At 44.4% G+C, this 22,418-nt stretch carries 37 protein-coding genes; 35 read left to right on the forward strand and 2 right to left on the reverse strand.

What is annotated here, in order from left to right:
• Positions 1-13 precede the first annotated feature (13 nt).
• The 32 genes from rplV (at position 14) to NQ117_RS23810 (ending at position 18,427) form a co-directional block, all read left to right on the forward strand.
• The gene (rplV, locus tag NQ117_RS23655) at positions 14-346 is read left to right on the forward strand and encodes a 50S ribosomal protein L22 (RefSeq protein WP_028595133.1); all 333 of its coding nucleotides are present in this window, start codon (positions 14-16) and stop codon (positions 344-346) included.
• Positions 347-359: 13 nt separating this feature from the next.
• Positions 360-1,025 carry a 30S ribosomal protein S3 gene (rpsC, locus tag NQ117_RS23660; RefSeq protein WP_258280467.1) on the forward strand — a complete coding sequence of 222 codons (666 nt, stop codon included), beginning with the start codon at positions 360-362 and terminating at the stop codon, positions 1,023-1,025.
• 2 nt (positions 1,026-1,027) lie between these two features.
• A complete protein-coding gene (rplP, locus tag NQ117_RS23665; RefSeq protein WP_028595135.1) occupies positions 1,028-1,462 on the forward strand; it encodes a 50S ribosomal protein L16 in 435 nt (144 codons plus the stop codon).
• Complete coding sequence (gene rpmC / locus NQ117_RS23670; RefSeq protein WP_028595136.1) at positions 1,452-1,652, forward strand: 50S ribosomal protein L29; 201 nt, start codon at positions 1,452-1,454, stop codon at positions 1,650-1,652. The genes rplP and rpmC overlap by 11 nt, the downstream gene beginning before the upstream one ends.
• A 61-nt stretch (positions 1,653-1,713) precedes the next feature.
• On the forward strand, positions 1,714-1,980 hold the full coding sequence (gene rpsQ, locus NQ117_RS23675) for a 30S ribosomal protein S17 (RefSeq protein ID WP_258280468.1): 267 nt from the start codon (positions 1,714-1,716) through the stop codon (positions 1,978-1,980).
• A gap of 35 nt (positions 1,981-2,015) precedes the next feature.
• Entirely contained in the window at positions 2,016-2,384 is a 369-nt protein-coding gene (gene rplN, locus NQ117_RS23680) for a 50S ribosomal protein L14 (protein ID WP_028595138.1), read from the forward strand.
• Between the two features lie 40 nt (positions 2,385-2,424).
• Positions 2,425-2,775: a 50S ribosomal protein L24 gene (gene rplX / locus NQ117_RS23685; protein ID WP_258280469.1), complete on the forward strand. Its 351-nt coding sequence runs from the start codon at positions 2,425-2,427 to the stop codon at positions 2,773-2,775.
• Positions 2,776-2,801: 26 nt separating this feature from the next.
• Positions 2,802-3,344, forward strand: coding sequence for a 50S ribosomal protein L5 (gene rplE / locus NQ117_RS23690; RefSeq protein ID WP_258280470.1), 543 nt, complete (start codon positions 2,802-2,804; stop codon positions 3,342-3,344).
• A 96-nt stretch (positions 3,345-3,440) separates the two neighbouring features.
• Positions 3,441-3,626 carry a type Z 30S ribosomal protein S14 gene (locus NQ117_RS23695; RefSeq protein WP_028595141.1) on the forward strand — a complete coding sequence of 62 codons (186 nt, stop codon included), beginning with the start codon at positions 3,441-3,443 and terminating at the stop codon, positions 3,624-3,626.
• A 32-nt stretch (positions 3,627-3,658) separates the two neighbouring features.
• Positions 3,659-4,057: a 30S ribosomal protein S8 gene (gene rpsH, locus NQ117_RS23700; RefSeq protein WP_258280471.1), complete on the forward strand. Its 399-nt coding sequence runs from the start codon at positions 3,659-3,661 to the stop codon at positions 4,055-4,057.
• Between the two features lie 32 nt (positions 4,058-4,089).
• Positions 4,090-4,632, forward strand: a complete 543-nt coding sequence (gene rplF / locus NQ117_RS23705; RefSeq protein WP_258280472.1) for a 50S ribosomal protein L6 — start codon at positions 4,090-4,092, stop codon at positions 4,630-4,632.
• A gap of 63 nt (positions 4,633-4,695) precedes the next feature.
• Entirely contained in the window at positions 4,696-5,064 is a 369-nt protein-coding gene (gene rplR / locus NQ117_RS23710) for a 50S ribosomal protein L18 (protein ID WP_258280473.1), read from the forward strand.
• Positions 5,065-5,091: 27 nt separating this feature from the next.
• The gene (gene rpsE / locus NQ117_RS23715) at positions 5,092-5,589 is read left to right on the forward strand and encodes a 30S ribosomal protein S5 (protein WP_028595145.1); all 498 of its coding nucleotides are present in this window, start codon (positions 5,092-5,094) and stop codon (positions 5,587-5,589) included.
• 13 nt (positions 5,590-5,602) lie between these two features.
• Entirely contained in the window at positions 5,603-5,788 is a 186-nt protein-coding gene (gene rpmD / locus NQ117_RS23720) for a 50S ribosomal protein L30 (protein WP_144995526.1), read from the forward strand.
• A 91-nt stretch (positions 5,789-5,879) separates the two neighbouring features.
• Complete coding sequence (gene rplO, locus NQ117_RS23725) at positions 5,880-6,320, forward strand: 50S ribosomal protein L15 (protein ID WP_028595147.1); 441 nt, start codon at positions 5,880-5,882, stop codon at positions 6,318-6,320.
• A complete protein-coding gene (gene secY, locus NQ117_RS23730) occupies positions 6,320-7,618 on the forward strand; it encodes a preprotein translocase subunit SecY (protein ID WP_258280474.1) in 1,299 nt (432 codons plus the stop codon). The genes rplO and secY overlap by 1 nt, the downstream gene beginning before the upstream one ends.
• Before the next feature lie 132 nt (positions 7,619-7,750).
• Positions 7,751-8,395, forward strand: a complete 645-nt coding sequence (locus tag NQ117_RS23735) for an adenylate kinase (protein WP_258280475.1) — start codon at positions 7,751-7,753, stop codon at positions 8,393-8,395.
• Positions 8,396-8,399: 4 nt separating this feature from the next.
• The gene (map, locus tag NQ117_RS23740; protein ID WP_258280476.1) at positions 8,400-9,152 is read left to right on the forward strand and encodes a type I methionyl aminopeptidase; all 753 of its coding nucleotides are present in this window, start codon (positions 8,400-8,402) and stop codon (positions 9,150-9,152) included.
• Between the two features lie 8 nt (positions 9,153-9,160).
• A complete protein-coding gene (locus NQ117_RS23745) occupies positions 9,161-9,460 on the forward strand; it encodes a KOW domain-containing RNA-binding protein (RefSeq protein ID WP_258280477.1) in 300 nt (99 codons plus the stop codon).
• 14 nt (positions 9,461-9,474) lie between these two features.
• A complete protein-coding gene (gene infA / locus NQ117_RS23750; RefSeq protein ID WP_006676514.1) occupies positions 9,475-9,690 on the forward strand; it encodes a translation initiation factor IF-1 in 216 nt (71 codons plus the stop codon).
• 107 nt (positions 9,691-9,797) lie between these two features.
• The gene (gene rpmJ / locus NQ117_RS23755) at positions 9,798-9,911 is read left to right on the forward strand and encodes a 50S ribosomal protein L36 (RefSeq protein WP_003333770.1); all 114 of its coding nucleotides are present in this window, start codon (positions 9,798-9,800) and stop codon (positions 9,909-9,911) included.
• Positions 9,912-9,931: 20 nt separating this feature from the next.
• Positions 9,932-10,300, forward strand: a complete 369-nt coding sequence (rpsM, locus tag NQ117_RS23760) for a 30S ribosomal protein S13 (protein WP_258280478.1) — start codon at positions 9,932-9,934, stop codon at positions 10,298-10,300.
• A gap of 16 nt (positions 10,301-10,316) precedes the next feature.
• Entirely contained in the window at positions 10,317-10,712 is a 396-nt protein-coding gene (gene rpsK / locus NQ117_RS23765; protein WP_258280479.1) for a 30S ribosomal protein S11, read from the forward strand.
• Positions 10,713-10,849: 137 nt separating this feature from the next.
• Entirely contained in the window at positions 10,850-11,794 is a 945-nt protein-coding gene (locus NQ117_RS23770) for a DNA-directed RNA polymerase subunit alpha (protein WP_258280480.1), read from the forward strand.
• A 31-nt stretch (positions 11,795-11,825) separates the two neighbouring features.
• Complete coding sequence (gene rplQ, locus NQ117_RS23775; protein WP_028595155.1) at positions 11,826-12,191, forward strand: 50S ribosomal protein L17; 366 nt, start codon at positions 11,826-11,828, stop codon at positions 12,189-12,191.
• A 109-nt stretch (positions 12,192-12,300) separates the two neighbouring features.
• Positions 12,301-13,077 (forward strand): tRNA pseudouridine(38-40) synthase TruA, encoded by a 777-nt coding sequence (gene truA / locus NQ117_RS23780; RefSeq protein WP_258280481.1) that lies wholly within the window; start codon positions 12,301-12,303, stop codon positions 13,075-13,077.
• 198 nt (positions 13,078-13,275) lie between these two features.
• Complete coding sequence (gene rplM / locus NQ117_RS23785; protein ID WP_258280482.1) at positions 13,276-13,713, forward strand: 50S ribosomal protein L13; 438 nt, start codon at positions 13,276-13,278, stop codon at positions 13,711-13,713.
• 20 nt (positions 13,714-13,733) lie between these two features.
• The gene (rpsI, locus tag NQ117_RS23790) at positions 13,734-14,126 is read left to right on the forward strand and encodes a 30S ribosomal protein S9 (protein WP_028543538.1); all 393 of its coding nucleotides are present in this window, start codon (positions 13,734-13,736) and stop codon (positions 14,124-14,126) included.
• 302 nt (positions 14,127-14,428) lie between these two features.
• The gene (locus tag NQ117_RS23795; RefSeq protein ID WP_258280483.1) at positions 14,429-15,121 is read left to right on the forward strand and encodes a phosphoadenylyl-sulfate reductase; all 693 of its coding nucleotides are present in this window, start codon (positions 14,429-14,431) and stop codon (positions 15,119-15,121) included.
• A 37-nt stretch (positions 15,122-15,158) separates the two neighbouring features.
• Positions 15,159-16,331, forward strand: a complete 1,173-nt coding sequence (gene sat / locus NQ117_RS23800; RefSeq protein ID WP_258280484.1) for a sulfate adenylyltransferase — start codon at positions 15,159-15,161, stop codon at positions 16,329-16,331.
• Positions 16,332-16,492: 161 nt separating this feature from the next.
• Positions 16,493-17,203, forward strand: a complete 711-nt coding sequence (gene cwlD / locus NQ117_RS23805) for an N-acetylmuramoyl-L-alanine amidase CwlD (RefSeq protein WP_258280492.1) — start codon at positions 16,493-16,495, stop codon at positions 17,201-17,203.
• 72 nt (positions 17,204-17,275) lie between these two features.
• Positions 17,276-18,427, forward strand: coding sequence for a P-loop NTPase (locus NQ117_RS23810; RefSeq protein ID WP_258280485.1), 1,152 nt, complete (start codon positions 17,276-17,278; stop codon positions 18,425-18,427).
• 89 nt (positions 18,428-18,516) lie between these two features.
• On the opposite strand, the gene gerD is transcribed toward NQ117_RS23810, so the two are convergent.
• The gene (gene gerD, locus NQ117_RS23815; RefSeq protein ID WP_258280486.1) at positions 18,517-19,209 is read right to left on the reverse strand and encodes a spore germination lipoprotein GerD; all 693 of its coding nucleotides are present in this window, start codon (positions 19,207-19,209) and stop codon (positions 18,517-18,519) included.
• A gap of 151 nt (positions 19,210-19,360) precedes the next feature.
• Between gerD and NQ117_RS23820 the strand changes: the two genes are divergently transcribed.
• Positions 19,361-20,005, forward strand: a complete 645-nt coding sequence (locus NQ117_RS23820) for a KinB-signaling pathway activation protein (protein WP_258280487.1) — start codon at positions 19,361-19,363, stop codon at positions 20,003-20,005.
• 39 nt (positions 20,006-20,044) lie between these two features.
• On the opposite strand, the gene pdaB is transcribed toward NQ117_RS23820, so the two are convergent.
• Positions 20,045-20,860 (reverse strand): polysaccharide deacetylase family sporulation protein PdaB, encoded by an 816-nt coding sequence (gene pdaB / locus NQ117_RS23825; RefSeq protein ID WP_258280488.1) that lies wholly within the window; start codon positions 20,858-20,860, stop codon positions 20,045-20,047.
• Positions 20,861-21,032: 172 nt separating this feature from the next.
• Between pdaB and NQ117_RS23830 the strand changes: the two genes are divergently transcribed.
• Both NQ117_RS23830 and NQ117_RS23835 read left to right on the forward strand, forming a co-directional pair.
• The gene (locus tag NQ117_RS23830; RefSeq protein WP_258280489.1) at positions 21,033-21,650 is read left to right on the forward strand and encodes a stage II sporulation protein M; all 618 of its coding nucleotides are present in this window, start codon (positions 21,033-21,035) and stop codon (positions 21,648-21,650) included.
• A gap of 195 nt (positions 21,651-21,845) precedes the next feature.
• Complete coding sequence (locus tag NQ117_RS23835; RefSeq protein ID WP_192026860.1) at positions 21,846-22,070, forward strand: hypothetical protein; 225 nt, start codon at positions 21,846-21,848, stop codon at positions 22,068-22,070.
• The last annotated feature ends 348 nt before the right edge of the window (positions 22,071-22,418 follow it).

The raw sequence follows: 22,418 nt of genomic DNA on the forward strand, positions 1-22,418 counted from the left end.
GGGAGGTACTTCCATGCAAGCGAAAGCACATGCGAATATGGTTCGCATCGCTCCGCGTAAAGTTCAGATCGTTCTTAACTTGATCCGCGGTAAGCAAGTAGGCGAAGCAATCGCGATTCTGCGTCACACGCCGAAAGCAGCATCTCCAATCGTGGAGAAGTTGTTGAACTCTGCTATTGCGAATGCAGAACACAACTATTCTATGGACGTGAACAAGCTCGTTATTGAGCAAACGTTCGTGAATCAAGGACCAACGTTGAAACGTTTCCGTCCTCGCGCAATGGGACGTGCAAGCCGTATCAATAAGAAAACTAGCCATATTACGCTAGTAGTATCTGAGAAATAAGGAGGGAAAACGTGTGGGTCAAAAGGTAAATCCAGTCGGACTTCGAGTGGGTGTTATCCGCGATTGGGAGTCTAAGTGGTATGCTGAGAAAGATTTCGGTACATTGCTTATCGAAGACGTAAAAATCCGGGAATACCTGAAAAATAAATTGAAAGATGCGGCAGTATCGCGCATCGAGATCGAACGTGCAGCTAACCGCGTAAACGTTACGATCCACACCGCTAAACCGGGTATGGTAATCGGTAAAGGCGGTTCCGAAGTTGAAGCACTTCGCCGTGAAGTAACTAAAATTTCTAACGGTAAAAAAGTTCACATCAACATTTCGGAAATCAAAACTCCAGATTTGGACGCTATTCTTGTTGCTGAGAGCATTGCTCAACAACTTGAGCGCCGCGTATCTTTCCGTCGTGCACTTAAACAAGCTATTCAACGCTCAATGCGTTCTGGTGCAAAAGGAATTAAGACTGCGGTAAGCGGACGTCTGGGCGGTGCTGAAATCGCTCGTTCGGAAGGATACAGCGAAGGAACTGTACCACTTCATACGCTTCGCGCTGATATCGACTACGGAACTGCGGAAGCTCATACAACTTACGGCCGTATCGGCGTAAAAGTATGGATTTATCGTGGAGAGGTACTTCCTACGGCTAAGAAAAAGGCTGTTGAGGAAGGAGGCAACTAATCATGTTGGTACCTAAACGTGTAAAACATCGTAAGCAACAACGTGGTAGCTTGAAAGGTCGCGCTAAAGGCGGCACAACGGTTCATTTCGGTGAATTCGGTTTGCAAGCTCTTGAACCAACTTGGATTACGAACCGTCAGATCGAGTCCGCTCGTATCGCAATGACTCGTTATATCAAGCGTGGTGGTAAAGTATGGATTAAAATCTTCCCAGACAAACCAATTACGGCTAAGCCGCTTGAGGTACGTATGGGTAGTGGTAAAGGTAACGTTGAGAAATGGGTAGCTGTGGTTAAACCTGGTAAAGTTATGTTCGAACTTTCTGGTGTACCTGAGGAAGTCGCTCGTGAAGCGATGCGCCTTGCTGCTCACAAGCTGCCTTGCAAAACTAAGTTTGTGAAACGCGAAGAATTGGGTGGTGAAGCAAATGAAAGCTAGTGAATTCCGCAACTTGACCACTGCTGAACTTGAACAGAAGATTGCAGGATTCAAGGAAGAACTTTTCAACCTCCGTTTCCAATTGGCTACTGGACAGCTTGACAACCCAACTCGTATCCGTGACGTACGCAAAGCAATTGCTCGTGCGAAAACGGTATTGCATGAAAGAGAACTTGGGATCACTAGTTAATTGAAGTCAACGTCTTGACTGAAAATAGACATCCTGTAACCAGGAAGGAGGCAATACACTGATGAGTGAACAACGTAATGCTCGTAAAGTGCAAGTCGGTAAAGTTGTCAGCGATAAAATGGACAAAACAATCGTAATTGCGGTTGAAACGTACAAAAAGCATAACTTGTACCACAAACGCATTAAACATACGGAAAAGTTCAAAGCTCACGACGAAAACAATGAAGCTAAAATCGGCGATACTGTAAAAGTCATGGAGACTCGTCCGCTGTCTAAAGACAAGCGTTGGAGACTCGTGGAAATCGTTGAAAAAGCAGTAATCGTTTAATGTCCGGGTAGCTTTACCGAAAGGAGGAAATCAGAATGATTCAACCATTTACACGTTTGAAAGTAGCAGATAACTCTGGTGCGAAAGAATTGATGTGTATTCGTGTGTTGGGCGGAACAGGACGTCGCGTAGGACACATCGGTGACCTGATTGTATGCTCCGTGAAACAAGCAACACCAGGTGGCGTTGTCAAAAAGGGTGACGTTGTTAAGGCAGTTATCGTTCGTACAAAGCGTTCGGTACGTCGTAAAGACGGTTCTTACATCGCTTTTGATGAAAACGCAGCGGTTATCGTTAAGGAAGATAAAGGACCACGCGGAACGCGTATCTTCGGACCTGTTGCTCGCGAACTTCGCGAGAAAGATTTCATGAAGATCGTTTCCTTGGCTCCGGAAGTTATCTAAATCAACTTGCCTGCCTGGCAAGACTCAGGAGGTGTAACACATGCCACGATTGAAGAAGATTCTCGAGTCGCATAATAATAAATTGCACGTGAAAAAAGACGACACGGTCATCGTTATCACAGGTAAAGATAAAGGTAAAAAAGGCCGCGTTATCGCAGCATTCCCTCGTCAAAACCGCGTTCTTGTAGAAGGCGTAAACATGGTGAAGAAACACCAAAAGCCTAACCAAAAGAACCCACAAGGCGGAATTGTAGAGCAAGAAGCTGCAATCCACGCTTCCAACGTGATGCACGTGGATCCTAAGTCCGGTAAAGTAACGCGTATCGGTTACAAAGTAGAGAACGGTAAAAAAGTGCGCGTAGCTAAACGTTCCGGCGCTATTATCGACTAATTGCTAGGAAAGGAGGTCCATTTACAATGGCAGCTCGTATGAAAGAACGTTATTTGAACGACATTACTCCTGCTCTTATGCAGAAGTTCAACTATACAACAGTCATGCAAGTACCTAAAGTTGATAAGGTTGTTATCAACATGGGTATGGGTGAAGCTGTTCAGAACTCCAAAGTACTGGACACAGCTGTAGCTGAATTGCAACTGATTTCTGGTCAAAAGCCAGTTATCACACGCGCTAAAAAGTCTATTGCAGGCTTCAAGCTTCGTGAAGGAATGCCGATCGGTGTTAAAGTTACATTGCGCGGTGAGCGTATGTACCACTTCTTGGACAAATTGTTCAACGTAACGCTTCCACGTGTTCGTGACTTCCGCGGAATCTCGAACAAAGCGTTTGACGGTCGTGGTAACTACACACTTGGTCTTAAAGATCAGTTGATCTTCCCTGAGATCGAGTACGATAAAGTTGATAAAGCACGTGGTATGGACATCGTCATCGTTACTACAGCGAAAACAGACGAAGAGTCCCGTGAATTGTTGACGCAACTCGGCATGCCTTTCGTGAAGTAAGGTCGGTCTAGCTCATCATTTGATGAATTAAAATTAGGACATGAATTTGTCCGGTGACCATAAAGTCACGACAAAGTTCATAGGAGGTGTCAACACGTGGCAAAAACTTCGATGGTTGTTAAACAGCAACGCAAGCCGAAGTTCCAAGTACGCGCATATACTCGTTGTGAGCGTTGCGGTCGTCCGCATTCTGTGTTGCGTAAGTTCAAAATTTGCCGAATTTGTTTCCGCGAATTGGCACATAAAGGCCAGATTCCTGGCGTTAAAAAAGCTAGCTGGTAATCAACCCTGTTGCGGGAAGGAGGTTTACACTAATGGTTATGTCTGATCCAATTGCTGATATGCTTACTCGTATTCGCAATGCTAACACAGTACGTCATGAAACAGTGGAAATGCCTGCTTCTACGATGAAGAAGCAAATCGCTGAAATCCTGAAGCGTGAAGGCTTTATCCGTGATGCAGAATTTATCGATGACAACAAACAAGGGATCATCCGTATTTTCTTGAAATATGGTCAAAACCAAGAACGTGTCATCACTGGTTTGAAACGTATCTCTAAACCAGGTCTACGCGTTTACACGAAATCCAACGAGGTACCTCGCGTACTCGGCGGTCTCGGAATCGCAATCATCTCGACGTCCAAAGGCGTTTTGACGGATAAAGAAGCTCGTCAATCCAAATCTGGCGGCGAAGTGGTCTGCTACGTTTGGTAATTACTGCATAATGATAGGAGGTGCAACAACACATGTCTCGTATTGGTCGCAAACCAATTAACGTACCAGGTGACGTAACAATCACTTTGGACAATAGCGTGATTACGGTTAAAGGACCGAAAGGATCGTTGACTCGTGAACTTCACAAAGATATGCAAGTATCTCTTGAAGAGAACGTAATTAACGTTACTCGTCCTTCTGAACATAAACTTCACCGTTCCCTTCACGGAACAACTCGTAGTGTCATCAGCAACATGGTTAACGGCGTAACGGAAGGCTACTCCAAAACGTTGGAGCTAGTTGGCGTAGGTTACCGTGCTAACAAAACTGGTGATAAGCTCGTATTGAACGTTGGATACTCTCACCCGGTTGAAATTACACCGGAAGCTGGTATCGAGTTCGAAGTACCAACACAAACGCAAATTATCGTAAAAGGTATTGATAAAGAGCGTGTTGGTGAATATGCTGCAAAAATTCGTGCTGTACGTGCACCTGAGCCATACAAAGGCAAAGGTATCAAGTACCAAGGCGAACGCATTCTACGTAAAGAAGGTAAAGCAGGCAAGAAGAAGTAAGATCTTGCCTAGCTCGCTTACCTCTGTAGCTTAATGGCTAAACTGAAGGGAGTGAAAACAACGATGATCACAAAAGGCGATAAGAACAAAGCTCGTTTGAAACGTCACCTTCGTGTGCGTAAGAAAATTGAAGGAACGACAGCGCGTCCGCGCTTGAACGTATTCCGTTCCTCTAAGCATATCTACGCTCAATTGATCGACGATGTGAAGGGCGTAACTGTTGCTTCCGCATCGACAATGGACAAAGAATTGCGTGATCAAATCAAAAACGGCGGCAGCGTAGAAGCAGCTCGTCAAGTTGGCGAATTGATTGCAAAACGTGCTAAAGAGCAAGGTCAAACAAACGTGGTATTCGACCGCGGTGGTTACTTGTACCATGGACGTGTTCAAGCATTGGCAGACGCAGCTCGTGAAGCTGGTCTTGAGTTCTAAGAATTTAACAAAAAGGAGGTTAACGACTTGCGAGTTGATCCAAACACGTTAGAACTGTCTGAAAAAGTTGTTCAAATTAACCGCGTTTCTAAAGTTGTAAAAGGCGGACGTCGCTTCAGCTTTAGCGCACTTGTCGTTGTCGGCGACGGCAAAGGCTGGGTTGGCGTAGGAATCGGTAAAGCATCTGAAGTACCTGACGCAATCCGTAAAGGTATCGAAGACGCTAAGAAAAATCTAATTCATGTTCCTTTCGTTGGCACAACAATTCCTCACCAAGTAATTGGTCACTTCGGCGCTGGTAGAGTTCTTCTTAAACCAGCTTCTGAAGGTACAGGAGTTATTGCCGGTGGTCCGGTTCGTGCAGTATTGGAGTTAGCTGGTGTAGGCGACATCTTAACGAAGTCCCTAGGTTCTTCTAACTCTATGAACATGGTAAACGCTACGCTTGAAGGTTTGTCTCGTTTGAAGACTGTAGAGCAAGTAGCTAAGCTTCGTGGCAAATCCGTAGAGGAACTGTTAGGATAAGGAGGGGACGACAATGGCTAAATTGCAAATTACCCTCGTTCGCAGTCTGATCGGTCGCCCGGAAACTCACCGTAAAACGGTGAATACTTTGGGCCTACGCAAGCTGAATCAGACGGTTGTTCAAAACGACAGCCCAGCGATTCGCGGCATGGTAAAGCAAGTGACTCACTTGGTTGAAGTTAAAGAAATCGAAGCGTAAGCTTTGAATCATTCAATTTCAACAATTTGATTGCGATCGAACATTCGATTAATATATAACAGCATAAATAATTAAGGAGGTGCGACGAACGATGAATTTGCATGAACTTTCTCCAGCACCTGGTTCCCGTAAAGAAGGCTTCCGCCGCGGACGCGGTATCGCTTCCGGTAACGGTAAAACTGCAGGTCGCGGTCACAAAGGTCAAAATGCTCGTTCCGGCGGTGGTGTACGTCCTGGCTTTGAAGGCGGACAAAACCCATTGTACCGTCGTTTGCCTAAGCGTGGATTCACGAATCCAACTCGTAAAGAGTACGCGGTGTTGAACGTAGCGGACTTGAACCGTTTCGAAGCAGGAACTGAAGTAACTCCGGAATTGCTTATGGAGCAAGGTATCATCAAGAACCCATTGAGCGGAATCAAGATCTTGGGTACTGGTGACTTGTCTGTTAAGCTTACGGTTAAAGCTAACAAGTTCTCTCAATCTGCGGTAGAGAAGATCGAGGCTGCCGGCGGTAAATCCGAGGTGATCTAATGTTTAAGACCGTATCGAATATATGGCGAGTTGGGGATTTGAGAAGTAAGATTCTTTTTACTCTTGGTGTCCTTATCATCTATCGCGTCGGGTCCTTTATTCCAGTTCCCGGCGTTGATCCTTCGGTATTTCAAAGCAATTCCGCTGGAACTGAATTGTTCAGCTTGCTGAATACATTCTCCGGTGGTGCGTTGTTCCAATTTTCCATCTTTGCAATGAGTATTTTCCCATACATCACGGCATCGATCATCATGCAGCTTCTTTCTATGGACGTTGTTCCGAAGTTTGCACAATGGGCGAAAGAAGGCGAAGTTGGTAAACGTAAGATTGCTCAATTTACGCGTTATGGAACAATAATCTTAGGTTTAATCCAAGCAATCGGTACGGCTGTTGGTTTCAATAGAATGTACGGAATGCAGATGATACCAAACGCGACCATGACGGATTACGTAGTGATCGCCATTGTTTTGACAGCTGGTACCGCATTTCTCATGTGGCTCGGTGAGCAAATCACTGAGAAAGGTATTGGCAACGGTATATCCATTATCATCTTCGCGGGAATCGTGGCTGGTATTCCAACCCTTCTTGGGAAGATGTATGAATCACAATTTGTTAACGGTGATGGACAACTGTTCCTAGGCATTCTTAAGATGGTCATTGTTGCAATTGTGATCTTGCTAATTATTGTAGCGGTTATTTTCATCCAGCAAGGATCTCGTAAGATTCCGGTGCAATATGCGAAGCGTGTTGTTGGAAACAAAATGTATGGAGGCCAGAATACGCACATTCCACTTAAAGTGAATGGTGCAGGGGTTATCCCAGTAATCTTTGCTTCTTCATTACTAATGTTCCCAACAGTCATCGCTCAGTTCTGGGCTGATAAAGCATGGGCGCAATGGATCATTAACAATACGTCTTCTGATAAGCCGCTTGGTATGACCATTTTCGTTCTGCTTATTATCGGTTTCACGTTCTTCTACACGTTCGTTCAATTGAATCCACAGCAAATGGCGGATCAAATGAAAAAGAACGGTGGCTATATCCCAGGTATTCGCCCAGGTAAAGCTACAGCTACCTACTTGACACGAGTGATGTCCCGTATTACTCTCTCTGGTGCCATCTTCTTGGCTCTAATTGCAGTATTGCCAGTGTTCCTTGGATCGCTTGCAGGGTTCCCTCGTGAAGTACAGCTTGGTGGAACGTCGTTTCTTATCGTTGTTGGCGTAGCGCTTGATACGATGAAACAGGTTGAAAGCCAGTTGATTAAACGCCACTACAAAGGTTTTATCAATAAATAGGCAATAGGTACTGACTTAGGTCGGCACCTATTGTGCTGTTTCTTGTAAAGCAGAGGCTTAACGAATGCCATCGAAAGCATACACTTCCGACGAAAGTTAAGCCTATGCTTACCAAAAAGGGAGTGACATTCGATGAACATTCTATTCATGGGGCCTCCTGGGGCAGGTAAAGGGACGCAGGCTGAACGCATTGTAACGGAGTTCGGTATTCCTCATATCTCCACAGGCGATGCGTTTCGTGCAGCAATGCGCGAAGAAACGCCCATCGGCTTAAAGGCAAAGGAATACATTGATCAAGGTCTGCTCGTTCCTGATGACGTTACAGTCGGGATTGTGCGAGAGCGTCTCGCTCAGCCGGACTGTGAGAAAGGGTTCTTATTGGACGGTTTCCCACGCACGTTGACTCAAGCTGAGGCTTTGGACGACATGTTAGGAACACTAGGTCGCAAATTGGACCATGTCATCAACCTGAGCGTTGACCGTGAATTATTACTGGCACGTCTCACAGGCAGACGCATTTGCAAGTCTTGCGGCGCGACGTACCATGTCATTTTTAACCCGCCACAACAAGAAGGTGTCTGTGATAAGTGCCAGGGTGAGCTATACCAACGTTCGGATGATTCCGAAGAGAAAGTTGGCACACGCTTGGATGAATATATCAACAAGACAGCCCCTTTGCTTAACTATTACGGTGACAAAGGCTTGTTGCGTGATGTTGACGGGGAGAAGGAAATTGATACGGTGACGTCTGAAGTCGTATCTTTACTGCGAGGTTAAACGAATGATCATTTGTAAGTCCGAAGTGGAATTAGGCTTTATGAGAGAAGCAGGGAGAATCGTTGCGGAAACGCATCGTCTCATGGCTCAATCGATCAAGCCGGGCATTACGACTCGGGAGCTTGATGCTATCGCGGAACAATTCATTCGCAGCCAAGGGGCATCTCCTTCTTTCAAGGGATACAACGGGTTCTCTGGAAGCATTTGCGTATCAGTTAATGAAGAGCTGGTGCACGGTATTCCTGGTAACCGCGTTTTAAACGAAGGCGACATCATCAGCATCGACATCGGCGCAGAGTATCGTGGGTACCATGGTGACTCAGCTTGGACATATGGGGTTGGACAGATTTCTGAAGAGGCACAGAGATTGCTGGACGTTACAGAACGTTCTCTCTACGCTGGTTTGGAGCTAGTTCGACCAGATGAACGGTTGTACACTATTTCTCATGCAATACAACGTGTCATTGAAGATGCAGGTTTTTCCGTCGTACGTGAGTACGTCGGACATGGAATCGGTGCGAGTCTTCATGAAGAACCACAGATTCCGAACTACGGTAGCCCGAACCGTGGGCCTCGACTCAAGCCGGGTATGGTACTTGCGATTGAGCCGATGGTCGTTATTGGTGAGCGTTATGTAAAAACACTTGCAGATAACTGGACGGTCGTGACGGTGGATGGAACATGGTGTGCTCACTTTGAGCATACAGTTGCAGTAACACCGGACGGTTGCGAAATTTTGACGAGATTGCAAGAGTAGGTGAGGGGATGAATAATATTCTGAACCCGCAGATCGGGCAGTTTGTCAAAGTGGCTCAAGGCAGAGATGCCAGCAAGCTGGCTGTCATCGTTGGCTTGGAGCCTGAGCGATTTGTCTTTATCGCGGACGGGGACAAACGCAAGTTTGAACAACCGAAACGTAAAAACCTGCTTCATCTGGAGTTGCAGAAGGATATAAGCCGCGAAGTTGTCCAGAGTTTAAACGAAAGCGGACGGGTTACGAACAGCAAGCTGCGCTACGTCATTCAGAAGTATGCGGAGCAGCTGAATGAAGCAAATGCGGAATAGAAAGGAGAATCACGTTGGCCAAGGAAGATGTGATTGAAGTAGAAGGAACGGTCATTGAGCCGTTGCCAAACGCGACATTTCGAGTTGAGTTAGAGAACGGACATCAGATTCTTGCCCATGTTTCTGGAAAGCTGCGGATGCACTTTATCCGTATCCTGACGGGGGACAAAGTGGTCGTACAGCTATCGCCATACGATTTGAGCAAAGGTCGCATCACATATCGTAAGTAGCACTAGCACTCGGAGCTTCAAAGAGCGCTTGCAATGCACTTGCAAACCAACAGACTGCATGCGAGACGGTTTGACGCGTGCAACTTAAGGACTGGGAGGTATTCAGCATGAAGGTAAGACCTTCTGTTAAGCCCATTTGCGAAAAATGCAAAGTCATTCGTCGCAAAGGTAACGTTATGGTAATTTGTGAAAATCCGAAACACAAACAAAAACAAGGATAATTGAAGGGGGTGTAGCGTAAATGGCTCGTATAGCTGGTGTAGACTTGCCACGTGATAAACGCGTTGAGATCGCCTTGACATACATTTTCGGTATTGGAAAGACAACATCTCAAAAAGTAATCGCAGCAACTGGTGTGAATGCTAATACGCGTGTTCGTGATCTAACAGAAGACGAAGTAAACGCTATTCGTGAAACAATTGATAAAACGGTTAAGGTTGAAGGTGACCTTCGTCGTGAAATTTCTTTGAGCATCAAACGTCTGGTTGATATCGGATGTTATCGTGGTGTTCGCCATCGTCGTGGATTGCCTGTTCGTGGTCAACGTACGAAAACTAATGCTCGTACACGCAAAGGCCCTCGTCGTACGGTAGCAAATAAGAAAAAGTAAGGAGGGATAAGTAGCAATGGCTAAACCAAAAAAAGTCGTACGTACAAAACGTCGTGACCGTAAAAATATTGAATCTGGTGTGGCACATATCCGTTCTACGTTCAATAACACGATCGTAACAATCACGGATACACACGGAAACGCAATTTCTTGGGCAAGCTCCGGTGGTCTTGGATACCGCGGTTCGCGTAAATCCACACCGTTTGCTGCACAAATGGCTGCAGAATCAGCTGCTAAAGCAGCAATGGAACATGGTATGAAGACGGTAGAAGTATCGGTTAAAGGCCCAGGCGCAGGCCGTGAAGCTGCCATCCGTTCCTTGCAAGCTGCAGGGTTGGAAGTTAGCATGATCAAAGACGTAACTCCAGTTCCTCACAATGGCTGCCGTCCGCCAAAACGTCGCCGCGTATAATTATACGTGTGTGGCTAACGTGTCGTTTATAATGACGCCTGTTGGGAATAATGGTTGTTTAGGCATACTGCATGAATCGACCGACCGTAGGTGTTTAATGGTTTAACGCCAGCGACGTTTTGAAGGAGGGTTATATAGTGATTGAGATCGAAAAGCCGAAAATTGAAACCGTTGATGTCAACGAAGAAGGTACTTACGGCAAGTTCGTAATTGAGCCGCTTGAGCGCGGTTATGGTACGACACTTGGGAACTCCCTACGCCGTATCTTACTTTCTTCCTTGCCAGGAGCGGCAGTGACTTCTGTGCAAATTGACGGCGTACTTCATGAGTTCTCTACAATCCCTGGTGTCTACGAAGACGTTACAGAGGTTATTTTGAACCTGAAGTCCCTATCACTCAAAATTCACTCCGATGAAGAGAAAATTCTCGAAATCGATGCTGAAGGTGAAGGGGTAATTACTGCCGGAGATATTCGCGCGGATAGCGATGTGGAAATTTTGAACCCGGATCTCCGCATTGCTACATTGGCACAAGGCTCCCGTCTCCATATGCGTATTTATGCGAATCGTGGACGCGGCTTTGTCCTTGCAGATCGCAACAAGAATGAAGATCAACCTATTGGTGTCATTCCTGTTGACTCGATCTACACACCAATCTCTCGTGTTAATTACAGTATAGAGAATACGCGTGTAGGACAAGTGACGAACTACGACAAGCTTACGCTTGAAGTATGGACGGACGGAAGCACTCAACCAGAAGAAGCAGTAAGCCTTGGTGCGAAGATCCTTACAGAGCATTTGATGCTCTTCGTAGGATTGACGGATGAAGCGAAAGATGCGGAAATCATGGTTGAAAAAGAGGAAGATAAGAAAGAGAAAGTGCTTGAGATGACTATCGAAGAGCTTGATCTCTCTGTTCGTTCCTATAACTGCTTGAAACGTGCAGGCATTAATACTGTTCAAGAGCTAATAACGAAGACTGAAGAAGACATGATGAAAGTCCGCAACTTGGGCCGTAAGTCTTTGGAAGAAGTTCAAGAGAAGCTTGAAGAATTAGGATTAGGCCTCCGCATGGAAGATTAATCGGGACTTTGCTTAGAAGGAGGGGAAACATATGGCATACCAAAAGTTGGGTCGTGACTCCAGCGCTCGTAAAGCGTTGTTCCGCGACTTGGTAACTGATCTGTTCTTGTACGAGCGCATTCAAACAACTGAAGCTAAAGCGAAAGAAGTTCGTTCTATCGCTGAGAAGCTTATCACGTTGGCAAAGCGCGGTGACTTGCATGCACGCCGTCAGGTGGCTGCATTCGTTCGTCGTGAGACTGTAGATGGCGAGAAGGATGCAATCCAGAAACTATTCTCGGATTTGGCACCTCGTTATGCTGAGCGTCCAGGCGGTTATACGCGCATCATGAAATTGGGTCCTCGCCGTGGCGATTCCGCGCCAATGGTTTACTTGGAACTAGTTGACCGCGCGTAATAGCGGTAAGATGCATTTGATATAGCGCAATAACGCAGCATGAGCAGCGTGGAAGAAGGCTCCCTCGAGGAGCTTTTCTTTTTGTGTATATCGTAGACCGGAGGCAAGTATGCGAAATATCGGAATGACTGTGTCTTATGATGGCACTGCATATAGCGGCTTTCAAAGACAGCCTGATCAAGACACGGTTCAAGGACGAATCGAAGCAGCGATTACGAAGCTTACGAGCGATCAAATTACGATATCGGCATCTGGGCGTACGGATGCGGGGGTACATGCGAGGGGACAGGTGTTCAACTTTCATACGACTTCCGCTATTCCGATTGATCGCTGGGTACTAGCGATGAATTCTAGGCTGCCTAATGACATTGTCGTTCAGGAAGCTTGGGAGGCACCGTTGGACTTCCATGCCCGTTATTCGGCGAAGGTAAAGACGTATCGTTACACCATTCTAGCAGAACGCAACCCGGACTTATTCCGACGTTTATACGAGTTCCATCATCCGCGTCCACTTGATATCGAGGCGATGCGGAAAGGAATGGCTTATTTAGAAGGTGAGCATGACTATACTTCTTTTACATCGCCGAAGTCAACGAAGCAATCCAATGTTCGTACGATATTTCGCTCATGGATGGAAGTCGAGCATGCAGGAAGTGATGAAGCCGGCCGTGGTCGGATTCATTTGTTCTTAACAGGCAATGGATTCTTATACAATATGGTGCGGATTATCGCAGGGACGATGATGTGGGTTGGGGAAGGCAAACTCCGTCCTGAGGATATTCCCGTTATTATGGAGACTCTCCATCGTGATGCTGCAGGGCCAATGGCCGTAGGGCATGGTTTATTGCTGTGGAGTGTCGAATATGATGGGGAAGAAAGAATTTAGAGCTGTATAAAGAGCAAAAACGACTTGCAAATTCGAACGTTATATTGTAAAATAACATTTGTGTTTCTTTATGGCTTCCCACGGCCCCCAATAAAGAAATACGCTAATGAAAAAGCTAACATTTAAATGTAACACATTGAACGATATATACGGTTTTTGAATTAAAGCGAACAATGAATTTTGTTAGGAGGATGTTTCATGCGTACAACATACATGGCGAAACCAGCTGAAGTAGAACGTAAATGGTTCGTTATCGACGCTGAAGGTAAGACGCTTGGTCGTCTTGCTACTGAAGCTGCGGCACTTATCCGCGGTAAGCACAAGCCAACATTCACACCTCATGTTGACGGTGGCGACTTCGTAGTCATCATCAATGCTGAGAAAATTGTTTTGACAGGTAAGAAACTTCAAAACAAAAACTACTATAGTCACTCCCTCTACTCCGGTGGTTTGAAAGTGACTCCAGCTCATGAAATGCTTGCTAAGAAGCCTGAGCGTATGATCGAACTTGCGGTTCAAGGAATGCTTCCTAAAACTCGCATGGGTAACAAAATGAAGCTTCGCGTTAAAGCATATGCTGGCGCAGCTCATCCACATCAAGCACAACAACCAGAAGTTTACGAACTTCGCGGATAAATAAAAAGGAGGACAGTTTCATGGCACAAGTACAATACTATGGGACAGGTCGTCGTAAGCATTCCGTAGCGCGCGTTCGCCTTGTACCAGGCGAAGGCCGCATCGTTATCAACAAGCGTGACCTTAATGAATACTTCGGTTTGGAAACATTGAAACTAATTGTCAAGCAACCTTTGAACCTTACAGAAACAGTTGGCAAATACGACGTTTTGGTATTGGCTCATGGTGGTGGTATCTCCGGTCAAGCAGGCGCAATTCGTCACGGTATCTCCCGTGCATTGCTTAAGGCTGATCCAGAGCTTCGTCCCGCTTTGAAAAAAGCTGGCTTCTTGACTCGTGACCCTCGTATGAAAGAGCGTAAAAAATACGGTCTTAAAGCGGCTCGTCGCGCACCTCAGTTCTCCAAACGTTAATATTGGATTACAATGGGTATCAAACCTCTTCTGTGTTCACACAGAAGAGGTTTTTTTGCATACTTTAAATCAAACCTCCATGAACTTCCTCATTAAGAACGTGATCTCCCAGAAAGCGCAGCAGCAAACAAGTTTTTTCTTTATCAACAATCAGCCTTTTACCCAAAATAAGAAAAAGTTATAGATAAAGCGCATCTATTAGTCAAAAAATGGATTGACTTTACTTGAAATCAAACTATACTTATTAAGTATATAAAACACACCTAAATACTAGGAATTTAAAGATGGTGGAGGATGCGGTAATGAACTTATTGGAGAAAGAAGCTTTAATAGCTGAGAAGGCTGAGTTGTTTGAAACGTCTAGTCCCGAGGAAATCATTCAATGGGCTATAGAAACGTTTCCGAATATAACATTTGCATGCAGCTTTGGGGCAGAAGATGTCGTTCTGGTTGATATGGTACAGAAGATTAGTCCTTCAACTGATATTTTCTACCTCGATACAGACTTTCACTTCGAAGAGACCTACCACACTCGCGACCAAATACAATCTCATTACAACTTAGAATTTGTACGTGTAGCACCAGCAATTACTCCGGATCAACAAGATGAGCAGCATGGGATTGAATTATGGAAAAGTGATCCCAACAAATGCTGCAATATCCGTAAAGTAGAACCTTTAACACAAATACTGAGCAAATACGATGCATGGATTACTGGTATTCGCCGTGATCAAGCACCAACTCGTGCTAATGCTAAAAAAATTGAATATGATACGAAATTTGGTCTTGTAAAGTTCAATCCAATTGCACATTGGACTTGGGATGATGTGTGGGCATATATCCGCAATAATAATATCATTTACAACCCACTTCATGACAACCACTATCCGAGTATCGGCTGCTCTCACTGCACTAGACAAGTTATGCCTGGTGAGGATCCCCGTGCTGGACGTTGGTCAGGTACAGGCAAGGTAGAGTGTGGATTGCATAAATAATACGATACGCTATAAAAGAGTAGGGAGGAATAGAAGCATGACAGCAATACCCGCACATGGAGGATCATTAGTGGATCTTCGTGTATCTGATACAGAACGAGATGCGCTTCTAAGGCAGTTGCAGCACGCTCCAGTCATTCCGATAAACCGTTGGGCAATATCTGATCTTGATTTAATTGGCGTAGGTGCATTTTCTCCTTTAACAGGCTTTCTAAATGAAGGTGATTATCGTAGTGTTGTAGATCGTATGCGACTTGCTGATGGTACGGTATGGAGCATTCCGATAACGCTGGCGGTTGATGCTAATACAGTTAAGCTGCTATCAGTTGGTAAGATGGCAGCTCTGGTTGGTGAAGAGGATGGTATCACATACGGTTCTATTCAAGTAGAGTCCATCTATACAGTCGATCAGAAGCATGAAGCTGTACAGGTATTTAGGACAGATGATAGTGAACATCCTGGTGTGCAGAAATTATTTGAGCGTCCTAATACGTATGTTGGTGGAAGCATACGTCTGCTTGAGCGCCCCCAACCTGATCGTTTCCAAGAGTATTATTTTGACCCAGCGGAAACGCGTAGGTTATTTGCAGAGCGAGGTTGGCGTACGGTTGTTGGCTTCCAAACTCGCAACCCTGTCCATCGTGCACATGAGTATATTCAGAAAAGTGCAATGGAAATTGTAGATGCATTATTCCTTAATCCACTCGTTGGTGAAACGAAGTCAGACGATGTTCCTGCAGATGTTCGCATGAAAAGCTACGTTGCTTTACTAGAAGCTTATTATCCGAAAGATCGTACATTCCTTGGTGTATTCCCAGCGGCTATGCGTTATGCGGGTCCGCGTGAAGCGATATTTCATGCGATAGTTCGCAAAAATTACGGCTGTACTCACTTTATTGTAGGTCGTGATCACGCGGGAGTCGGAGATTACTATGGAACGTACGAGGCTCAAGAGATATTTAAGAACTTTGAAGCGAGTGAGCTTGGCATTTCACCATTATTTTTTGAGCACAGCTTCTTCTGTACGAAATGCGGCAATATGGCATCCAATAAAACATGCCCGCATGGCAAAGAAGATCATTTAACACTGTCAGGAACCAAGGTCCGTGCCTTGCTGCGAGATGGAATTTGCCCGCCTCCAGAATTCTCGCGTCCTGAGGTTGCGAAAATACTTATTGAAGGCATGGCAATAGAACCCACGACCGTATAAGCAATTAATAACAGAATAACCGAAGGACATGCGTAGTATATTTGTCCACCACTGCCCATATAGTGATTAGAGATGCTATTGGAGCGGAGGTGGACTTTTTCGTGTGGAATGACAACAATAAACCGCGGAGAACGCGTTTTTTATCTATTAATCTGGGTTCAATGAAGCAATGGTTTATTTATTTGGGCCTATTTGTATTGATTATTGGATTGCTAATCTCTGAGGCACCATCCAAGAAAAGCTGGAATCAATGGTCACTCCCATTGTCAGGTAAAGTGATTGCTATTGATGCTGGGCATGGAGGCGCGGATGGAGGCGCGGTGAGCAAACAGGGGATTATCGAAAAGGATATTAATCTTTTAATTGCCTTGTATTTAAGGGACTTCTTACAACAAGCAGGAGCTGTCGTTTATTTGACGCGGGAGGCTGACCAGGACCTTGCCGATCAGAGTACAAAAAAAATATCGAAAAGAAAGTCGGAGGATTTACAACGCAGAGTAGCTTTTGTAGAGAAAAAGAAGGCAGACGTATTTATTTCGATTCATATGAATAGTATCACTTCAAATCGTTGGCGTGGGGCCCAAACTTTTTATGCGAACCATGTTCCAGAAAATGAAGTGTTGGCTAAGTTTATACAAGCAGAAATACGTCGTAATTTAGAAAATACAGAACGTGTAGCTAAATCGGATGATCGGGGGCTATACTTGCTAAAGTCTGTAAATGTGCCTACTGCACTTGTGGAGGTTGGTTTTCTTTCTCATCCGGATGAATCTAGGATGTTAGCGGACAGTGCATACCAGCGTAAAGTTTCGGCTTCTATATATAAAGGAATTCTTCGTTATTTATCAGGAGAAAAGCTTGGTAAAGATTAGTGGTGTGCTATAATAAACGAGGATGAAGGAAACATCGCACAAGCATTAGCGCATAGAGACGAGGTGCATCTTATGATAACAAGAGAACAATGCTTAGACCTGTTGCATGGATTGCAAGAACCGATATCAGGAAAAGATTTGGTTGAGCTGCAATGGATACGTGATATTATGGTCAAACCTGAGCAAGTGGCACTTACGATTATACTGGCACCGGATGGAGCTAGCGATTCTATACGTGATGAATTGACAGCGCAAATTAAATCAAAACTAGTCAGCAGTGGAGCATCGGACGTTCATGTGCGAATTCGTTTGGCGTCTGATCAAGAGATGACGGCTGCTGGCTTGGGTCATCGGACTGCGGCTAGATCTACGGGTCAAGAGCATGCTGAACATGGCTCAATTTCCGGACAATCAGCTCCTCAAGGGCACGGAGCTGGTCTTGAACAGCTTAGTCCATTATTATCGCCTTCCTCGAATGTTGCCTTTATTGGAGTAGCTAGCGGCAAAGGTGGGGTAGGAAAATCTACTGTAACCGTGAATTTAGCTGTTGCACTGGCACGTCAAGGGAAAAAGGTTGGTATCATAGATGCCGACATTTACGGCTTTAGTGTACCCGATATGATGGGGATTGAAGATAGGCCAATTATTCAAGATGAGCAAGTCATCCCGATCGAACGTTTCGGCGTTAAAGTAATGTCTATGGGGTTCTTTGTGGAGGATAATAGTCCAATCGTATGGCGGGGACCAATGCTAGGCAAAATGCTGCGGAACTTCTTCCAAGAAGTGAATTGGGGCGCGCTTGATGTGGTGCTTATCGATTTACCGCCTGGGACAGGAGATATTGCACTAGATATCCATCAAATGATTCCGCAAACGAAAGAAATAATCGTAACGACACCTCACTCTACGGCAGCATTCGTTGCTGCAAGAGCCGGGGCGATGGCGATTACGACGAAGCATGAGATTATTGGAGTCGTTGAAAATATGGCTTACCTAGAGTGTGGAGCCTGTGGTGACAAGCAATATGTATTCGGTCGTGGCGGCGGTGGTAAGTTAGCTGAGGCGCTGCACACATCGTTATTGGCTCAGATTCCATTAGGAGCACCAGAGAACCATCCTTCGGAGCCGGATTTCTCGCCTTCTGTATATCGTGAATCACATCCAATTGGGCAATTATACAATGAATTGGCACAACGTTTAATAGATAACGGTATTGTATCTTAGTTGACTATGCGAATAGTGCAACTTACATAAAGAAGCGGACCTCTATGGGTCCGCTTTTATCATGCTAAGGAAAAGTGGGGCCGTCCATATTATTGGCCGCCTTTTTGACCTCCGCCTCCGCCGCTGTCAGAGCCGTCTCCACCACTTGAGCCACTGTCTTCTTTATCACTAACTTCACCTTCGCCGCCCTTTTCTTTCTTATTTTCTTTAGGTTGGAGTTCTTCCTTGACAGCTTTCGTCATCATTTCCATGATTTCTAGCTTAAATAAGGGACTATTCATTGCATCCTTCATTAAAGCCATTAGTTGTTTGCGATATTCAGGTGACTTTGTTACTTCCAAATAAGCATTCATGAGATCGGGTGATTTTAAAATATCGCCAACAGCTTTTTGATAAGTGGGGTCTTTTATTAAATCCTTATGAATTTGCTTGTCCTCTTTGCTAATTGTTTTAGCGAACTCTCCAGCAAACTTGGGATCTTTCATAATCTTCTCAATTACCTTTTCGTAGTCAGGTGAGACGAGTGTATCTTTGACTGCGAGCCGAATTTGTTCCTCCTGCTGCGTGTTCAGTGCTTTCGTCTGTATGGAACTTCCACCACCAGATTGAGCAGATTCGATTGCCTTCTGTCCCTCTTCAGTTTTTAAAATATCTACAACCATCGACTTTAGTTCTTTATATTCCACTTTATTTCCTGATGATTGTGGCTCTTGGCTGCATGATGTAGCTACAAGCATAAGTACAATACAAGCTATACCAAGTCGAATAAATACGGATCGCATGGATAGGTCTCCTTTCAACGTGCTGTCAGTACGAATCGGTTACAGAAGCGCCTTTATGTAGTATGGGGAAAAAATTATGAATTATGTTCGATAACGATAGTTTTTTGCTGATAACGCTGGTAAAATATGAATATTGCGGAGGTGGAGCAACTTGAACTTAAAAAAATGGTCTTACTTATTCTGGACGACGCTCTGTCTGGGTGGAGCAGTTATGTTGATAACAGGCTTGTCTATGCAGCTGTATCAAAATGAACTGTCCAATCTCAGAGGTCCTGCAGATGTACTAATGAACATTTTCCAGCTTATTTTAAGTGGTTTTACAATTAGTGTTTTTGCGCAAATGGGCTTTTTTGCTTATTTGACGCTTAATTTGCTTGCAAATGGTATGTTTAGACGAGCGTGGCCGTATATACAAGTTGTTCTTACAGTCATCGTTTTATTGGATGTCATGTTTTTACGGACTTTACTTGGACAAGAGCGGGATTTAATCCAAGATGTTGTACTAGGTTTAACCTTATTGGTGTTTTCTGTAGGAATTGGGATTGTAAAAATGAAAATAACAACGTCATCGGCATTGATTCCAACTTTGTTTTATATGATTGTTGGAACGACAATCGAAATGACGTTTGCATTGAACATGAGTCCAATTGCGACTTGGTTCTTGTTCATCCCTTTAGTAGCATGCAATGCTTATCAAATTCTTATCCTTTCACGTGTATTGGAGGGGAGAATAGGAAAGAACAAGACGAATTTACCCCAAGGAGCGGGATTCGCTACAAAAGTAGTAAAGAGCTGACCGCTATCGGTCAGCTCTTTGTTATTTGACGTTGGCAACTTACGCTCCGGCGGCATCATGCACATGGGGTTGAGGTTGAATGGGTTGAATAGTAGTGTCCTGGATCGCTTTATTATTCAGCTCTGTTTGCTGGATAAGCTCGGATACCGTAACGAACTCATAACCTTTTGCTCTTAACTGATCAATGATGGCAGGAAGGGCAAGGTGAGTTTGTTTGCATGAGTCACTGGCATGAAGCAAAATAATATCTCCGTTATGAGCACGATCAACGACACGCTTTACAATCGTATCTACGCCAGGATTTTTCCAATCTTGTGAATCTGTATCCCATTGAATGACTTTATAGTTCATTTGATTTGCTATTTTAAGTACGCGTTTATCGAAGTCGCCGTTAGGCATGCGAATGAGATTAGGCTGTTTACCGGTAAGCTCACTTAAAATAGTATGCGCCGTGCTAATTTGTTTTTTGATTTCTTCGTCGTTCAGACTGCTGTAATTCACATGCTTATGCCCATGGCTGCCTATCTCATAACCGGCATCAACCATTTTCCTGACAATCTCGGGATGGGTTTTGCTCCAAGGGGAAGATAAAAAGAATGTCGCCTTATCAAGTTTCTTTTCGGATAAAATATCGAGTATAGGTTGTGCTCGAGTTTCTCCCCAGCTAATATCAAATGTCAGTGCCACAACTTTCTTATCAGTAGGAACACTATAAATGGCTGAAGGACTGCCTTCGGAGAAGACTGTGATGTTGTCACTCTCCACCACGACGACACCGGCTGCAAACAACGCGGCGACGATGATGAAGAAGATGCGCTTTACTTTTTTACCGCTAATTACATAAAAACTGTTCATGCAGCGTGCGCTCCTCTCATATAACATGCTAAGATGCGTGAACCCAAATACTCGCATGGCTTGTCACGCTTGTTTAATACACTGTATGCTTGAGTTATAGGTAGATATGACAAACAATCATGCCCGTAGCGGGTGATTTTGTGAGATGAACAACAAGAAGGAGTGAATGGATGTGTTAAGTTGGCGCTCGTTTGCACGAACGTTAGGCGAGATAAAAGGGTATATCTTATTTTCAGCCCTTCTATTCGTAGGAAGTATAATAGTGGGTTGGATGTGGACAGGATTTCATGAGTTTCTAGATAGCCAGATATCCCAACTTGGAGAAATTGCGAAATCATTACACCAATCTGCTAATCCGATTGTGACGTTGTTTATATTTATATTCTTCAATAATGCTATCAAAGCTGTACTCGTTATGTTCTCTGGTATTGTGTTCGGAATTTTCCCACTATATTTACTAGTAGTGAACGGAATGGTATTGGGGTATTTATTCTTCGACATGCACCGTGAAGGATTGAACGTCTTCATGCAGTTTACTGTGGGTATATTGCCTCATGGCATATTAGAATTGCCGGCTATCATTATAGCTGCCGCTTTCGGTATACGATTTGGCATGTTGGCGATTCAGCGGATGACACGTCCTAAACGTGGTAGCGGGATGACGATCAAGGAATGGTTGAAGAAAACAGGAGCAGCTGCAGTGTGGATTACGATTATACTGCTTGTGGCTGCCTTGATCGAAAGTACAGTGACATTGTGGATTATGGAACTCTATCGTTCAAGCATGTAATAGAAATTGTTCAGTCTTAAGAAGAAAGTTAATTTTATTCAGATGTTTATGTGATAAAATGATGCGAATTTGTGCATAACAGTAAAGCGGTCCATCACTTGTCTAAGGTAACGCAATCCTTAGAAAGGGATTAGGGCCGCTTTTATTTCAACATAAGAGAGAAATTTTAGTTGTTGTTAGAGGAGGATAACGTCTGTGTTAGGATTCTTATTCAACGAAAAGGAATGCAAGGAGCTAGGGTATATGCTTAGAAAGGAACTTGATGAAATGCTGCTTGATCTAAGCGACAACCGTCTAGATAAAGAAGTAAGAAGAGCTATTGCTAATAGATACAGAACGGTATTTAGGATGTACGCTCGCATAGCTACGCCTAAAGATTTATCCCGTTACGTAAGGAACCATCGTATTATTCCAATGTGAAGTAAACCCTTCTTTGTAGATTACCATAAAGTGGACTGTATCAAATGATTGACGCGGGTTTGCATTTATGATAAATTATTTTTTGTTCCCTTCTGAACGAGAACGTTTGAGAAGCGGACAAGTCATCAAGTTTCAAATAAGTCAAAAACAACTTTGAAAAACTTTTTAAAAAAGTTGTTGACATAAAAGAAACGAAATGATATATTATAAGAGTCGCCGCTGAGAAACACAGCGAACGACAGCGGAAGAAAACGAATCGTAAAGATGAGTGATCTGAGCGAAATTGTTCTTTGAAAACTGAACAACGAGTGAAACGTTTGATATAAGAAATTCAGCAATGAATTTCGT

This window comes from Paenibacillus sp. SC116, from assembly GCF_024733555.1.
Classification (GTDB): domain Bacteria; phylum Bacillota; class Bacilli; order Paenibacillales; family Paenibacillaceae; genus Paenibacillus_B.

What these genes read in the sequence shown, in the direction of transcription:
- rplV (WP_028595133.1), top strand. Translation starts at nt 14, where the DNA reads ATGCAAGCGAAAGCACATGCGAATATGGTTCGCATCGCTCCGCGTAAA.
- rplP (WP_028595135.1), top strand. Translation starts at nt 1,028, where the DNA reads ATGTTGGTACCTAAACGTGTAAAACATCGTAAGCAACAACGTGGTAGC.
- rpmC (WP_028595136.1), top strand. Translation starts at nt 1,452, where the DNA reads ATGAAAGCTAGTGAATTCCGCAACTTGACCACTGCTGAACTTGAACAG.
- rpsQ (WP_258280468.1), top strand. Translation starts at nt 1,714, where the DNA reads ATGAGTGAACAACGTAATGCTCGTAAAGTGCAAGTCGGTAAAGTTGTC.
- rplN (WP_028595138.1), top strand. Translation starts at nt 2,016, where the DNA reads ATGATTCAACCATTTACACGTTTGAAAGTAGCAGATAACTCTGGTGCG.
- rplX (WP_258280469.1), top strand. Translation starts at nt 2,425, where the DNA reads ATGCCACGATTGAAGAAGATTCTCGAGTCGCATAATAATAAATTGCAC.
- rplE (WP_258280470.1), top strand. Translation starts at nt 2,802, where the DNA reads ATGGCAGCTCGTATGAAAGAACGTTATTTGAACGACATTACTCCTGCT.
- rpsH (WP_258280471.1), top strand. Translation starts at nt 3,659, where the DNA reads ATGGTTATGTCTGATCCAATTGCTGATATGCTTACTCGTATTCGCAAT.
- rplF (WP_258280472.1), top strand. Translation starts at nt 4,090, where the DNA reads ATGTCTCGTATTGGTCGCAAACCAATTAACGTACCAGGTGACGTAACA.
- rplR (WP_258280473.1), top strand. Translation starts at nt 4,696, where the DNA reads ATGATCACAAAAGGCGATAAGAACAAAGCTCGTTTGAAACGTCACCTT.
- rpmD (WP_144995526.1), top strand. Translation starts at nt 5,603, where the DNA reads ATGGCTAAATTGCAAATTACCCTCGTTCGCAGTCTGATCGGTCGCCCG.
- rplO (WP_028595147.1), top strand. Translation starts at nt 5,880, where the DNA reads ATGAATTTGCATGAACTTTCTCCAGCACCTGGTTCCCGTAAAGAAGGC.
- secY (WP_258280474.1), top strand. Translation starts at nt 6,320, where the DNA reads ATGTTTAAGACCGTATCGAATATATGGCGAGTTGGGGATTTGAGAAGT.
- NQ117_RS23735 (WP_258280475.1), top strand. Translation starts at nt 7,751, where the DNA reads ATGAACATTCTATTCATGGGGCCTCCTGGGGCAGGTAAAGGGACGCAG.
- map (WP_258280476.1), top strand. Translation starts at nt 8,400, where the DNA reads ATGATCATTTGTAAGTCCGAAGTGGAATTAGGCTTTATGAGAGAAGCA.
- NQ117_RS23745 (WP_258280477.1), top strand. Translation starts at nt 9,161, where the DNA reads ATGAATAATATTCTGAACCCGCAGATCGGGCAGTTTGTCAAAGTGGCT.
- rpmJ (WP_003333770.1), top strand. Translation starts at nt 9,798, where the DNA reads ATGAAGGTAAGACCTTCTGTTAAGCCCATTTGCGAAAAATGCAAAGTC.
- rpsM (WP_258280478.1), top strand. Translation starts at nt 9,932, where the DNA reads ATGGCTCGTATAGCTGGTGTAGACTTGCCACGTGATAAACGCGTTGAG.
- rpsK (WP_258280479.1), top strand. Translation starts at nt 10,317, where the DNA reads ATGGCTAAACCAAAAAAAGTCGTACGTACAAAACGTCGTGACCGTAAA.
- rplQ (WP_028595155.1), top strand. Translation starts at nt 11,826, where the DNA reads ATGGCATACCAAAAGTTGGGTCGTGACTCCAGCGCTCGTAAAGCGTTG.
- truA (WP_258280481.1), top strand. Translation starts at nt 12,301, where the DNA reads ATGCGAAATATCGGAATGACTGTGTCTTATGATGGCACTGCATATAGC.
- rplM (WP_258280482.1), top strand. Translation starts at nt 13,276, where the DNA reads ATGCGTACAACATACATGGCGAAACCAGCTGAAGTAGAACGTAAATGG.
- rpsI (WP_028543538.1), top strand. Translation starts at nt 13,734, where the DNA reads ATGGCACAAGTACAATACTATGGGACAGGTCGTCGTAAGCATTCCGTA.
- NQ117_RS23795 (WP_258280483.1), top strand. Translation starts at nt 14,429, where the DNA reads ATGAACTTATTGGAGAAAGAAGCTTTAATAGCTGAGAAGGCTGAGTTG.
- sat (WP_258280484.1), top strand. Translation starts at nt 15,159, where the DNA reads ATGACAGCAATACCCGCACATGGAGGATCATTAGTGGATCTTCGTGTA.
- cwlD (WP_258280492.1), top strand. Translation starts at nt 16,493, where the DNA reads ATGAAGCAATGGTTTATTTATTTGGGCCTATTTGTATTGATTATTGGA.
- NQ117_RS23810 (WP_258280485.1), top strand. Translation starts at nt 17,276, where the DNA reads ATGATAACAAGAGAACAATGCTTAGACCTGTTGCATGGATTGCAAGAA.
- gerD (WP_258280486.1), bottom strand. Translation starts at nt 19,209, where the DNA reads ATGCGATCCGTATTTATTCGACTTGGTATAGCTTGTATTGTACTTATG.
- pdaB (WP_258280488.1), bottom strand. Translation starts at nt 20,860, where the DNA reads ATGAACAGTTTTTATGTAATTAGCGGTAAAAAAGTAAAGCGCATCTTC.